Origin of the sequence: Bradyrhizobium quebecense (assembly GCF_013373795.3) — a bacterium.
In the GTDB taxonomy this organism is placed as follows: Bacteria; Pseudomonadota; Alphaproteobacteria; order Rhizobiales; family Xanthobacteraceae; genus Bradyrhizobium; species Bradyrhizobium quebecense.
Window position 1 is genome coordinate 4,219,700 of record NZ_CP088022.1, and the last position, 13,917, is coordinate 4,233,616.

The 13,917-nt window shown below is 61.0% G+C and carries 11 protein-coding genes; 1 reads left to right on the plus strand and 10 read right to left on the minus strand.

Translation table 11 applies throughout. From position 1 onward, the window contains the following. Window positions 1-5 precede the first annotated feature (5 nt). Both HU230_RS20505 and HU230_RS20510 read right to left on the minus strand, forming a co-directional pair. A complete protein-coding gene (locus HU230_RS20505) occupies window positions 6-473 on the minus strand; it encodes an acyltransferase (RefSeq protein WP_176530126.1) in 468 nt (155 codons plus the stop codon). Continuing rightward, window positions 470-1,531, minus strand: a complete 1,062-nt coding sequence (locus HU230_RS20510) for a Gfo/Idh/MocA family protein (RefSeq protein ID WP_176530125.1) — start codon at window positions 1,529-1,531, stop codon at window positions 470-472. The genes HU230_RS20505 and HU230_RS20510 overlap by 4 nt, the downstream gene beginning before the upstream one ends. Before the next feature lie 368 nt (window positions 1,532-1,899). Here HU230_RS20510 and HU230_RS20515 point away from each other — a divergent pair, with 368 nt between their 5' ends. Beyond that, a complete protein-coding gene (locus HU230_RS20515; protein WP_176530124.1) occupies window positions 1,900-3,261 on the plus strand; it encodes a hypothetical protein in 1,362 nt (453 codons plus the stop codon). A gap of 46 nt (window positions 3,262-3,307) precedes the next feature. Here the strand turns inward: HU230_RS20515 and HU230_RS20520 are convergent, their stop codons facing one another. From HU230_RS20520 to HU230_RS20555, 8 genes are all read right to left on the minus strand, one after another. Then, entirely contained in the window at window positions 3,308-4,612 is a 1,305-nt protein-coding gene (locus HU230_RS20520) for a nucleotide sugar dehydrogenase (RefSeq protein ID WP_176530123.1), read from the minus strand. A 127-nt stretch (window positions 4,613-4,739) separates the two neighbouring features. Beyond that, on the minus strand, window positions 4,740-5,789 hold the full coding sequence (wecB, locus tag HU230_RS20525) for a non-hydrolyzing UDP-N-acetylglucosamine 2-epimerase (protein WP_176530122.1): 1,050 nt from the start codon (window positions 5,787-5,789) through the stop codon (window positions 4,740-4,742). A gap of 8 nt (window positions 5,790-5,797) precedes the next feature. Continuing rightward, window positions 5,798-6,649 carry an NAD-dependent epimerase/dehydratase family protein gene (locus tag HU230_RS20530; protein ID WP_234633880.1) on the minus strand — a complete coding sequence of 284 codons (852 nt, stop codon included), beginning with the start codon at window positions 6,647-6,649 and terminating at the stop codon, window positions 5,798-5,800. Window positions 6,650-6,716: 67 nt separating this feature from the next. After that, entirely contained in the window at window positions 6,717-7,928 is a 1,212-nt protein-coding gene (locus HU230_RS20535) for a class I SAM-dependent methyltransferase (protein WP_176530120.1), read from the minus strand. Beyond that, window positions 7,865-9,727 (minus strand): asparagine synthase (glutamine-hydrolyzing), encoded by a 1,863-nt coding sequence (gene asnB / locus HU230_RS20540; protein WP_176530119.1) that lies wholly within the window; start codon window positions 9,725-9,727, stop codon window positions 7,865-7,867. The genes HU230_RS20535 and asnB overlap by 64 nt, the downstream gene beginning before the upstream one ends. Before the next feature lie 6 nt (window positions 9,728-9,733). After that, on the minus strand, window positions 9,734-10,867 hold the full coding sequence (locus HU230_RS20545) for a glycosyltransferase (RefSeq protein WP_176530118.1): 1,134 nt from the start codon (window positions 10,865-10,867) through the stop codon (window positions 9,734-9,736). Between the two features lie 57 nt (window positions 10,868-10,924). Next, a complete protein-coding gene (locus HU230_RS20550) occupies window positions 10,925-12,472 on the minus strand; it encodes a glycosyltransferase family 4 protein (RefSeq protein ID WP_176530117.1) in 1,548 nt (515 codons plus the stop codon). A gap of 22 nt (window positions 12,473-12,494) precedes the next feature. Further along, on the minus strand, window positions 12,495-13,892 hold the full coding sequence (locus tag HU230_RS20555) for a glycosyltransferase (protein ID WP_176530116.1): 1,398 nt from the start codon (window positions 13,890-13,892) through the stop codon (window positions 12,495-12,497). Window positions 13,893-13,917 lie beyond the last annotated feature (25 nt).

The following is a 13,917-nucleotide window of genomic DNA, read 5'->3' on the forward strand; positions in this document are numbered from 1 at the left end:
TTCCCCTATTGGCTCGCCAGCAGCCGGCGCGCCGGATTGCCGGCATAGGTGCCTGATGTCGTGATGTCCTTGGTCACGACAGACCCTGCGCCGATGACGACGTCGTCGACGATCCTGACCGGCATGATCGTGGCGTTGGAGCCGATCGACACCCGGTTGCCGATCACCGTCTCGCGCCACAGCTCCTTGCGGCCGCGCGCCGGGCCTCCGGTGGAGAACGTGTCGTTGACGAACATCACGCCGTGCCCGACGAAGCAGTCCTCGCCGATGGTGACGAGCTCGCAGACGAAGGCATGCGATTGCACGCGGGTGCGTGCTCCGACCACCACGCCCTTCTGGATTTCGGTGAAAGGCCCGATGAAGCAGTCGTCGCCGAGCGTGCAGCCGTAGAGATTGCAGGGCTCGACGATCTTGACGCGTTCGCCGAACGCGACATCGCGCACGCCGGCCTGATGCACTTCCGGCCGATTCACGAAACGACACCCAGCCGGCTCAACCGCGGCGTGAAGCGCAGCGCAACTTCCTCTCCCGTCTCGATCGACTCATAGAGCGCCGAGATCAGCTCCAGGCTCTTGCGGCCCTCGAGCCCGTCGACCAGCGCCGCGCGCTGATTCTCCAGGCAATCGACCACATGATGATAGTAGGCCTGATGGCCGAAGCCGTAGACGTTGGGCGGGTTGACCGAGAACTTCTCCACGACGTCCTTGTCCGACGGCAGCTCGTTGACAAAGCGCCAGTGCCGGATCTGGTTGACCGCGAAACCGGAAATCTCGACCGTGCCCTTTTCGCCCAGGATCGATAGCGAGCCTTCGAGATCGGTCGGGCGCGCCGCGGTGGTCGCCTCGATGACCCCGAGCGCGCCGTTGCGGAACTTCAGCGTCGCGACGGCGGTGTCCTCGGTTTCGATGTTGGCGAGCGCCGTCGTCGCGCGCGCATGCACGCTCACCACGTCGCCGAAGAACCACTCCAGCATATCGACATGGTGGCTCGCCTGATTGGTCAGCACGCCGCCGTCATAGGCCCAGGTGCCGCGCCAATCGTCCTGGTCGTAATAGGCCTGGTCGCGGCACCAGCGCACCCGGACCGTCCCCAGGATGAGCTTGCCGAAGCGACCGGCATCGAGCGCCTCGCGCGCCTTGACCACCGGCACGTTGAAGCGGTTCTGCTTGACGATGAACATCTTGATGCCGGCCTCGTCGCAGGCCCGGATCATGTCGTCGGCATCCTGCAACCGCAGCGCCATCGGTTTCTCGACCACGACGTGCTTGCCGGCCCTGGCGCAGGCGATCACATGCGCGGGATGCAGCCCGCTCGGCGTCAGCACGGCAACGGCGTCGATATCCTTGCGCGCCAGGAACTCGTCCATGTCGTAGTGGGCGGGAATGGCGAACTTCCCGGCAATCGCATCGGCACGCGCACGAAGCGGATCGCAAACTGCAACCAGGCTCGCTCCCGCGATGTGATTGCCACCCAAGAGATCGGAATGGCGCTTGGCGATACGCCCGCACCCGAGCAGGCCAAATCTGATCATGCGACAGGCCCTGTCTTGTCTCGTGACCAGCCATTGCAGCCAGCCGAAGAGCCGAGGGAACAAGCGGCCTTGCGAGCCGCAGCATAGCGTCCATTACCCAGAAAACGCGGGATAAGGCAAGGCCTTGCCCCGATCGGACGGCACGACCCGCGGCGGATTTGTTGCTCAAGGCAATGCCGCCCCGGATCACCGGGCAGGAAAAGCGGCATGAAGCACCAGCCTATCCTTGTCGTCCTAGCAGCGCCGTGCCATGTCGTTGGACACAGGAGGCGTCATCGTGCGGCGATTATTCGGACCCAGCCTGGCCGAATACGACGATCACCAACGAGACAGTCCAAACGCGGAGCCCGGTACGGCGGCAAATGAGAATGAACCATCGCCTCATGCAGCTGGAGCCGGATTTGGGCTGGCGCCAAGCCAGGCTTGCCCTGCTCGCCTATGCCCACGTCGCGATTTGCTGCATTTCGCTGTACTGCATCACGATCACAGATTCTTTCCCGGGCGTCATCGGCTTCGACAAATCGCACCTGACATCTGCGATCCTGAACGTTCTGGTGTTCAGTCCCGTCGTCATCCTGTTCGCAATCGGCCGCTTCAGTTTCGGCTATCTCGTCGGCTTCTATTTCTACATCATGATCCTGGGATATCTCTGGCTGATCGAGTTCTCGCTGCTCGACTACGATCACCGCCTGGCGCTCATCTCGATCGTGCTTTCGGCGTTCGCCTTCCTTGTCCCCACGCTGTTTATCACCTCGCCGATGCGGCAGGCTGTCGTCATGCCGGCCCGCGCCTTCTACATGATGCCTTCCGTCATCCTGATCGCCTCAGCTGTGATCATCGGCATCGGCGCCCTCTACAACCTCAAGCTGGTCGATCTCAACGAGATGTACAAATATCGCGCGGAGGTCGCGCTGCCGGGCATCCTACGATATGCGGTCTGGATCGTCTCAAACGCCCTGTTGCCGCTCGCCTTTGCCTGCTTCGTCACCAGCAAGCGGTTCTGGCAGGCAGGGATCGCGCTCGTTCTGATGCTCCTGATCTACCCAATCATGCTGACCAAGATGGCGCTGTTCGCGCCGGTCTGGCTGCTGTTTCTCGCGCTCGTCTGCAAGCTGGCGGAGGCCAGGGTTGCAACGATACTGTCGTTTTTCCTGCCCGTCCTGATCGGCATGATCCTGTTCGTGCTGGTCAAGACCGATCTGTTTCCACTCAAGCCCGGACTGATCTATTTCGGCACTGTCAACACCAGGATGGTTGCGATCCCGTCACTCGCCCTCGAAATCTACAACAACTACTTCTCGGCACATCCGCTGACCCATTTCTGCCAGATCAACGCCGTGAAGCTCGTGGTCGCGTGCGCCTACAACGAGCCGATATGGGCCGTCATGGCCAGGTCCTACGATCTCGGTGCTTTCAACGCTTCGCTGTTTGCCACCGAAGGCATCGCTTCGGTCGGCCTCGTGCTCGCCCCGGTGTCCGCGCTGGGCTGCGGCCTGATCATTGCTCTCGGCAACCGTCTCTCGTCCGGGTTGCCGCCGCAATTCGTGCTGCTGTCCGCCGGGCTTCTCCCGCAAGTTCTCCTCAACGTACCGCTTTCGACAGCGCTGCTCACGAACGGCACAGGGCTGCTCTTCCTGCTCTGGTACATCGCGCCGCGGTCGGCCTTCGACCGGACGGCAGCGTCGACGGTCGCGGTGAGCGACCATCGACCAACTACTGAGGCCGCCTAGAGCTGCGGTTCTGGGCGAATGGCAGCCGGAGCGCCTGCGCAGTCGCCTAGGCGCGAATGATGTTGTCCGCCGGCTGAGGAAACTTTCCACGGCAATCGACCAGCAGCGGCGCATGCGCGCCGAGCAGTTGATAGTCGAACTTGTCGTGGTCGGTCGCAAGCAGGACGCAATCGAATTGCCGCAGATTGTCCTCGGTGAGCGCGACGCTCGACAGATCGAACGAATGCGCCCGCATCTTCGGGAACGCGGGGACGTGCGGATCGCTGTAGGACACCTTGGCGCCGAGATCGCGAAGCCGCTCCATCAGCGCCACCGACGGTGATTCGCGGACGTCGTCGACATTCTTCTTGTAGGCGATGCCAAGAACCAGGATCGAGCTGCCGCTGATCGACTTGTGCCTCTGATTGAGCGCCAGCGAGATCTTCGACACCACGTAGTCCGGCATCGAGGAATTGATCTCTCCGGCGAGCTCGATGAAGCGTGTGTGCATGCCGTACTCCCGCGCCTTCCACGTCAGGTAGAACGGGTCGATCGGAATGCAGTGACCGCCGATGCCGGGACCGGGGTAGTACGGAACGAAGCCGAACGGCTTGGTTGCGGCCGCGCGGATCACCTCGTGAATGTCGATCCCCATCTTGTCGGCAACCATCTTCATCTCGTTGACGAGACCGATGTTCACCGAGCGATGGATATTCTCCAGGAGCTTGGTCAGCTCGGCGGCCTGCGTCGAGCTCACCGGGACGACCTTGTCGATCACCTGACCATAGAGCGCGATGCCGGCCTCAAGACATGCCGGCGTGCAGCCGCCGCAGACTTTCGGGATCGAACGCGTCGTGAAATTCTGGTTGCCGGGATCTTCGCGTTCCGGCGAGAATACGAGAAATACGTCCTTGCCGACGGTGAAGCCGCACTTTTCGATGCGCGGCTTCAGCTCCTCCTCCGTCGTACCGGGATAGGTCGTGCTCTCGAGCGACAACACCATTCCCTGGTGGAGATACGGCAGCAGCGATTCCGTGGTGTTCAGCACGAAGCTGAGATCGGGTTCGCGATACTTGTTGAGCGGCGTCGGAACGCAAAGGATAAGCGCATCGACCTCGCGGGCGCGCGAGAAATCGGTCGTCGGCTCGAACCCAAGCTCCGTCGCATTCTTGATGCTGGCGCTCGAGATATGCTCGATATAGGAGCGGCCGGCGCGAAGCGCGTCGACCTTGGTCTGGTCGATATCAAAGCCGATCACCTTGTAGCCGACCTCGCAATAGCGAAGCATCAGAGGCAGGCCGACATAGCCCAAACCGACGATGCCGATCTTGGCCGTTCTGTCGTTGAGCTTCGCGATCAATTCGGAATTCATTTCATCACTCGTACGGGGTTGTTACGGATAATCGGCCTGAAAACCATCTAACTGGGCCTCTGATAGCGCCATAGCGGCGAAGCCACAACCCTGGAAGCCGTGCTGGAGGCCTCTCCCGACGGCAAGGCTATCGCGGGCCGCCTGAGCTCAACAGGCGCGCGACATGGTAGGCGGCGCGACCAGTCCCATACTCGTCGATATCGCGCCGAACCGCCTGCGACGACTGCTTCCAGAGCCGGTTCCACCCGTGCGTGATGGTCTCGGTCCACTCGGTCTCGTCACGCAACGTGATGCACGGCACACGATGGAAATAGGCCTCCTTCTGTACCCCTCCCGAGTCCGTATAGACTTCGAGGGCGTTGTGCAGAAGCTTCGCCATATCGAGGTAGCCCACCGGATCGATGACCTTCAAGCCGCCCAGATCGACCCCCATCGCCAGCGCAGCCTGGCGGGTGCGTGGGTGCAGCGGAAGGACCACGGGAAACTTTCGCGACTGATCCTGCAAGAACTGCACGACCGCGAGGAGCTGCTGCCGATCGCCGGTGTTCTCGGCGCGATGGATCGTCGCGAGCGCATATGTCTTCGAGGCCAACCCGAGATTGGTCAATATCGTCGAACTCTTCTCTGCCTTGTCGGTCACGAACAGGGTCGCATCGTACATCACGTCCCCGACGTGATGTACGCCGGCCGTCACGCCTTCAGCGGCGAGATTGGTGACGGCGGTCGTCGTCGGACAGAGCTGCAGAGCGGAGAGATGGTCTGTCACGACCCGGTTGATCTCTTCCGGCATGCGGCGGTTGAACGATCGGAGCCCCGCCTCGACATGCGCGACCGGAATGTGCAGCTTCGACGCCGCGAGAGCACCTGCCAGCGTCGAATTGGTGTCGCCGTAGACGACGACCCAGTCGGGCCTTTCCTCGAGCAGGATCGGCTCGATCGCCATCAGCATGCGTCCCGTCATATCGCCATGGCCGCCGCCATTGATATCGAGATGATGTCGTGGCTTGGGAATGTCGAGCTCTTCGAAGAAGACGTCGGACATGTTCGGATCGAAATGCTGGCCGGTATGCACCATCACTTCCGAGAGCCCGTCGGTCTCCCGGATCGCGCGACTGACGGCCGCGGCTTTGATGAACTGCGGCCGGGCACCAACGATGGTCAGAATCTTCAGCGTCATGGACTTCACTAACGGTGTTGCGATTCAGCCAGACGATGATCCGGCGCGTCGACAGGGCTCGCCGAGATCGTCTTTTGAATTCCTTCCTTGAACTGCACAAATCGCCGCAAGTCCAAACGAGATGCAAGGCGGCTCAGATCAGGAACAATATCGACGCCAGGGGTGTTCGGGTTCACGATCTCGAACTTCGGTTCGAGGCCGAGCTGCTGACCTATCGTGTTCGAGATCTGCCGGATTGAGAGCGTCTCGGAAGCCGCCACGTTGAGCGTATCCGTCCAGGATGACGCAATGCTCGCAAGGATGACCTCGACGATGTCGTCGATGAAGGTGGGAGCGAGGCGAATCCCCTCCGTGCCGCCTGAGAGCTGGATCGCCCCACCGTCCCGGATCCTGCGTACCAGTTGCGGAATGAGCCGATCGCGCTGGCCCGGGCCGTACGGAAAGAACAACCGCAGAATGCTCAAGGAAAGAATGCTGGAGAACGGCTTCGCAACGACTTCAGAGGCAAACTTGCTCGCGCCGAGGAAGCCGGGGGGCGCCAGGCCGGCATCTTCTCTCAGCGCCGCCGCGAACGGCTCGTAGACCGCCCCCGACGACAGCAGGCAAAAATGCTTGACCGCCGCCCGAGCCGCCCAATCCAGCAGCCGCATCGTCATGCCGACGTTGACGTCAAACATCTCGCGCGAATCCGCGGGGAAATCGCGATAGCGCCGCGACTGGGCGGCATGAACAACGACATCGACCGTCTTCGGGAAGCTGGAAGCTTCGATCGAAGCCGCTCCGTCCCAAACCACGGTCGTTCCGAAGGCGACCGACGTTCCCGGCCGGCACACGCAGAAGAGCTCGTGCCCCTCGGCCACCAACCGAGGGCCGAGAGCAGAGCCGACGAAACCGCTACAGCCCGTCAATAATATCCGCATGCCCGTGTCAGACCGTTGGCTTCGTCAGCAAGACCGAAATCCCGTTCGGATTGGAGTCATTGAAGGAATAGTCCTTGACTCCAAGCTCCTTCATCCAGCCCGCAACCTCGTCATCACTGTGCTGCCAGGCGTTGTGCGGATGATACCAATCGAAGTTGACCATATTGTTTGTTTCATAGTCGAACGCCTCGTTCCAGAAGCATTTCAGGAAGTTATAGTACAGCAATCGCTGAACGTTGTGCGTTCCTGCGGGAATCCCGAGCACCGGTATCGGCTTCTCAAGCGTGATCGTGGCGTTCAGCCGCGATAGCTCCCGGCCCAGCTCCGTGATCCCTTCGCACGCCGCGTAGCATTCCTCCGCGGAAAGCGGCATGAAATTCTGGCGGACGTGGTCGTCGGCGAAGACGCGCACGGCTCCCATCTTCCGATAGACGTAGAAGAAGAACTGGCCGCCGGGCCTGACCTTTCGGTACAGGGCCTCCACCGCCGCTCTGGTGTTGGGTGTGTGATGCAGCACTCCGTCTGCGATGATGAAGTCGAACGTGTCGTCGGGGAACGGAGCTTCCATCAAGTCGGCCTGGACGACCGAGCAATTCTCGAGATCGCGGGTGTTCTCGAACGTGGTCAATGCCGCATCAGACACGTCGAGCGCAAACACCTCGCCCGGGCAGTTCTCAGCGATGAACCTCGTGTTGAAGCCCGACCCTGGACCGACCTCGAGCACGCGCTGCTTGGACCGGTAGAAAGCCTTCAAGGCGTCCAGATCAGGCAGCCCTAGCTTCTTGCAATACCAACCGAACAGGAATTCCTTGTGCTCGGGTTGCAGCCCATACTGCTTGAAGCGGCGCCACTTGTCCGAGAAGGTCTGATTTGTCTTGGCCTGCTCATGGGCTTCCGGCCGGCTCTGCGCGGTCGCCGGCTTCGGCAAGCCGTACCGCGAGCAGAAATCGGTCAGGTCGGGCTGCATCGGGCCGCTCAGGAAGCAGGGAACCCCGTGCAGGATCGGATACCACAGCGATGCATCGGGCGTCCGAAGCACGCCTTCGATGACCTGGCCTTCCTGTTGCGTGAAAGCCTCAAGCTGAAGCTCCATTCCGTTCGGACGGAGACGTGAAGACGCAACGGTTCGCATAAATCTAGCTCCTACAACTGCAACTAATGGAGGGCGCCGCCATAGGCACCATGTTGCTTGCACCAGGACCCGAAGCTGAGCAAACACCAGATCAACGCGACGTGGTTTGCTTTTTGCTCGAAATGCTCGTCCAGAATCCGACGTACGAAGTCGTGTTGGAATACGCCTCGCTGCCTAATGCGGGATTCCGAGAGTTGCTCCTCGATCCATGAGCGCAGAATTCCTCTGTACCAAGACGCGTCCGGAGGACCAAATCCCATCTTCGGTTTCCGGTAAATCGTGTCGGGGACCAGCGGCCGTACGGCTTCGCGAAACAGGATCTTGCCGGTGGTGCCGTCGGACAGCAGACCCCAATCCACGCCGAGCAGATAGTCGACCAGTTCGTTATCCAGAAGCGGCACCCTGGTCTCAAGGGAATGCGCCATGGACAGCTTGTCTTCCAGCGACAAAAGACCCGGAAGATAGGTGGTCAGGTCGACGTGCATGACGGCGTCCCAGGGATCCCGCGACGGAACCGACCCGATCGCATCTCCGATCGCAGCGAGCGGATCGAAACCTCCTGCGGCTCGCAGAAATTCCGGCGTAAAGGCATCGCCGATCTTGTCGGCCGATACCGGGACGTTGAGGCTTGCCCGGTAGAGGGCAAAGGCATCCCGTGACGCTGCCGGATCTCCCGCCGCGGCGCGAAAACGCTGCATGACACGCTGCATCAGGGAAGCCGGAGTCGCCCTCGGCACGATGGCGTATCTGCCGACATACCCTCCAGTGACTTCGTCACCGCCGGTACCCGACAGCACGACCTTGGCGTCCTGAGCGACGCGCTGCGCGATCAGATAGTTCACATAGGCCATTCCCATGCGAGGATATTCAATCGCGCCAACCGTCGCATCGAGATGGCGAGCCAAGGCATCCTGCGGCACCATGAGCTCGACACGTTCGATGTCGAGCTGCTTTGCGACCTCCCGGGAGAACTCGCGTTCGTCGACGAATTTGTCGACACCGACATTCTCAAGATCGAAGATGCACGAATACGCGCGCACGACCGGATCGATCTGATGCGCACCTGCCGTGATCGCCGAACTGTCGATGCCGCCCGACAGATACGCCATGACCGGCACATCCGCAGCCAACTGCCTGCGCAACGCCGCCTGCAATATTTCGCCGAATTCGCCTGAAGCCCGCGCCAGACCGGGCGCGTACTTGCGATGGTAAGAGGCAGCCCAATAGGTGCCGCTCGAACTCCCATTCGCCGTAAATCGTTCGAACGTACCAGGCTTGAGAAGACGGACACCCCGGAACGGCGTGCGCCCTCCCCAATTGTTCATCAGCGTGAAGTACTCCAACGTCGCTGACGCATCGAACTGCTTGTTCACCAATCCGCTGGCGTACAGCGCACGCACTTCCGAGCCAAACACGAGTCCTTTGCCCGGCAACTCCGCGACGTAGGCCGGCTTGATCCCGTATCGGTCGCGGGCGATCACCAGCTCACACTGGCTTTCGTCCCAGATGGCGCAGGCGAACATGCCGTTCAGCTTGTTGAACAGCCTGTCCTTCCACTGCTCCCAGCCGTGGACCAGAATCTCGGTGTCCGAATGGTCGGTCGCAAAAACATGCCCAGCGGCCTCAAGCTCTTTTCTCAGTTCGCGGTGATTGTAGATCTCTCCATTGAAGACCACCCATACGGTTGCATCCTCGTTGCACATTGGCTGGTTGCCGGTGACCAGGTCGACGATCGCAAGCCTGCGGAAGCCCAGTGCGACGTCTGGCGACAAATGGAAGCCGCTGTCATCGGGGCCGCGGTGCTCGATACTGGCCGCCATCTTCCGAATCCGAGCGTCCGCGTCCGGACAGGCGCCAAAATGCAGAATGCCAGCAATGCCACACATCTGAATCTACTCGACCTCGGCGCCCGCCGGCGCCAGCACGAACTTACTGTCGGGGCTGCGATAGGCTGCGATCATCGCCCCGGCAATATGATCAGGATCATGCCATCGCTCGACATAGCGACGCGCCCGCTTCCCCAGCTCAGTCCACTCGGCGCGACGCTCGAGAATAGCCGCAAGATCTTCCGTGAGCCGTCCGGGATCGACGTTCAGGATCGCAAGATCATCCCGCATGGCCGGCGGGACGAACTGCAGGTCGCTTTCCCTGACGTAGCATACCACCGGCTTTCCCATCGCCATCATCTCGACGGCAAAGCCGCCGTACCAACCCGCAAGCACCTGGTCAATGGCAAGATCGGCGGACCTGTAAATGGCCATCGCCTCCTCATGCGTTTTCTTTTCAACCAGGATCAGCTCGAAGTCGAACCGGGACTTCAGACGCTCCAACGCATCGAGTATCATCTGAGTGCCCTTGATACTTGCATCGCTCGGCGCGTGGACAATTCTCGGCTTGCCTTCAGCGCGGGGATACTCGGGCGAGAAATGACCGATCTCCACGTTGGCGTAAGGCAGGAACTGCCCTCCCGGGACGACGTGCCCCAGTTCCGGATTGAGATAGAATACGCGGTCAAACAGCGGAAGCACGTGATCGATCAGGCGGGACCGGCGCGCATCGAGCGACGTGACGCAAGCCTCATAGGCGGAGCAACGCCCGCTGGCGCACATGGTCCACTCGTTTCGCCGATTGCCCTCGCCCGCAAGCCTTGCGTCGCATCCCTGCAGGGTCATGAACCGCTTCTTGCCCAACCCCTTGGCCAGCTTGAGATCGATCGTCACGAGCCGATTCAGCAGCGGCCCCATCCGACCTACGCCCTCGAACGCATAGCCTGGATACAGGAACGTTGTTCCAAAATAGTAGTGGAGCACGTCGTAGCGCAGGAGCGCGGACAATCCGAACCACGCGCTTCGGGCCACTTTCTGAAAGTTACTTGCCGTGTCGTCGTACAGAACCTTGTCGGCCGGGTATCGAAACCAGGTCCCGCTACGAATGACCAGGTCGCTCCTGTTTCCACGCCGGCGCTCCGCACGCGAGAGTGACCAGGGCTGATTGCCGATATTGAAGGGGCCGTGAAGGATTTTCATTTTACTGAGCGAATGTGCCGATCTGTGCGCGTCGCTGCCATGCATCGCGATGGTGGTTCAGGCCCGAACGGATTCGATGTGCCGTCGATACGCTGCCAACTGCAACTCGACGATTCTCGCCGCGGAATGATACTTTTGGATCCAGGCTGCTCCGGCAGCGCCGAGTCCATGCCGGTCGTCCCGATCCGCGACGATCTTGCGAAGCGCCTCGGCGATCTCACTCTCGGTCGATGCCGACAGGATGGGAGGCGCTTCGGAAAAGAACTCCTTGGCCGTCCCCGCATCCACGTTCGTGATGACTCGCCTGCCAAGCGCCAGGGCCTCAAAGGTGATTCCACCGAATGATGGAAGAACGAACTGATCCAGCACAGCGTGGCTACGGAGATACGTCCTCCACAACTCCGGTTTGCGCATCGGCGCAAGCCACTGCACCTTATCATCGAGCCCCAGACTTCTTATGAGCTCCCGCGAGGCGTCAAGGTCCCGTCCCCAGGCGATCATCGCAAGTCGCAGCGCAGGCGCTTGCTGCGCAACGCGCGCGAGGGCACGGATCAGCCGGTCATTACCCTTCACCAGGCTGGGGTCCGCGTCCCGCCAGTCCTGTCGGGTCGGATGAAAAACGATGACCTGGTCGTCGGGCGGCCTGATCGTGCCGTTTCTGACCCCGAATTCAACGAGCTTCGTATCGTCGAACGCATGCGGCAGCGGCGTAATCCGATCCGGCGGCACGCCGAGCCGTCGTGCGGCAGGTACGCAATCGATGTTGGTGACGAAGACGTGGTCGGCTCCGAGGAACACCGTGGCGGTGAGCCGCCCGAGGCCGTCGTCCTGAAACGGGATTGCTCGCAACGTTCCGTGCTCATATCCGAAGTAGGGACGCCGAGCGAGCAGCGGCCAGGCACCATCGGTAGCGTAGGCCTGGATGATGTCAAACCGATCCAGCAGGCCCAAAAGCGGCGCGAGCCGCGCCCGGTAGCTGCCAAAATCCGCGGCGCTTGGCGGAGAACCCGGCGCACGCCCTTGCTGCCAGACGTCAACAAGCCGCTTCTGCTCCGGGTCATCCCTTGCCAGAACACGGCGCATGAAGATGTCGCGCGCCGTTGCGGGGGATCGACGAATCCTCCGTCTTATTTTCTGACCGAGACGGATCAAGCGGGCAGACACTCTCTGCGAACATACCGACTGCCGGGCTCGATCCAGCGAGCGTCGGAATTCCTCGGCGAGGTCCGGCTGCCCGCCAACCTCAGCGGCAATCATTGAGCAACATAAATTCAGAGGTCCAGAGGCAAACCATCCCGGCCGCTGGTAGCCTCCGAGATCGACCCTGGTCCAGTCCGGAAAGAATGGATCGCCGAGGTCTCCCTCAAACGTCGCCTCCTCCCATTCAGGCGAAGCCATGATGTGGTAGTTTTCGTAGGCGATGACATAAGCGTCGATGCCGTGCTTGCGCTGGATCCTGGCATTATTGAACGCGTTGTTCGCGATGTTGCCGAGGTGCAGCACGCGCAGCGCTCGCCCATGCCGTTCCTGGAAGCGCCGATGCCAATCCAGGCCCCGTGGCTGCGGCGAGCGCGTGATTGCGCCTGATGTGTCGACCGATGTCACCGGAGATACCCTTGGGGCCCGATCATCGGGGAGTCGTCCCGGCGAGCGCACTGAGACCTTCTGAAGCGGCCTGCCTCGCGATCTGGAATGGATGCTGCCAATTCCTCAGGAGGGGAATGGCATTGCGCCGGGCTTCCTCCTGCTCCTGCTGGTCTCGAATGCGGTCGACGACGCCAGGCGGAAAGTTTGCAGTCTCCCGATAAAGCTGTCCAAGCCGCGCAGCGATCGCCGATATGCTGTGCCATCGCTCGACGTAGCGCCGGCCCTGCTCGCCGATCGTGCGAAGGCTATCCCGATTGCGGATGACCCACAGCAATGCCTGCTCAAGTTCATCCGGCGTTGCGTTGATGATCGGGCACTCCTCCGGCGCTTCGACCAGATCCGCACTTCTAACGAAGCTCAGGACCGGCTTGCCGAGGGCCATCGCCTCAAGCGCGGTGTATCCGTAAGCACCGCCGATAAACTGATCCGCCACGATGTCGGATTGGGCGAAAAGCGCGAGGACCTCACTGTTGGGAACGCCTTGTACCTTGCAATATTCGATGTCGTATCCCTGCGCTTTCAGCCTGTCTATCGTCCGCTCCAGGTATTTTGAGCCCTTGAAGTGCGTGTGATTTGGCGCATGAGCGATACGAAGAGGACCGGATGGCGGCGTATCCGGGAGAACCACACTGAACCGATCCAGATCCAACGGCCAGTAGTTGATATGTTTTGCCGTAGGCATGTAGGTCAGCATGTCGCCGAGCGAGACCAGGGCCGTTACGGACTTGGTCAGTTCGGAAACATAATGTTGAGCCTCTGCGTCGTGACACGTGCAATATTTGGGTGGCTCCGTACAGTCGCCGCAGAAATTCCATTTGCCGAGGGCCAAGGTCGCAAGCCTGGTACGAACATCGGCACCATACGCATATACATAGACCCGCTTGCCGGCCCTCCGCAGAGCGGCAAGCTCCTCAAAATTGATCTGCAAACGCTCCTTCGAATCGAGCAAGCCGCGGTCGGCGAAGAAGTGAAACACGTCATACCGAACCAAGGCCCATGCGAGCACCACACGCTGGAACGCGAGCCCCAGGCCAAATTTCAGTGCCAGAACGTAAGGCCGTTGGAGATTCAGATCGAAGCGGGACGTTATGACGTAGGTTACGTAGACAAGCGAGGTCGATCCAAAGCCAAGTTCTCGATCTGCCCTGGCTTTGAGTTGCAGGGTCAGGATCGGCGTTACCCCCCACAAGCTCCTGGGCTGCGTGCGCCGCAACCGCACGGCTCCAAGTGCCGGAGCGACGCAAATCGCGAGTTTTAGAATGACAATCGATAGTGCCGTAGCGACCAGGCCTAGGAGCTTTTTCGGCAGCGCCTGCAACTTGTGGCGGGCTATTGTCCCCCGACCCGGCGATCTCGCAATCGACCAGGTTGTGAGCATCCACCTTCGAACGCTCCACGGCAAC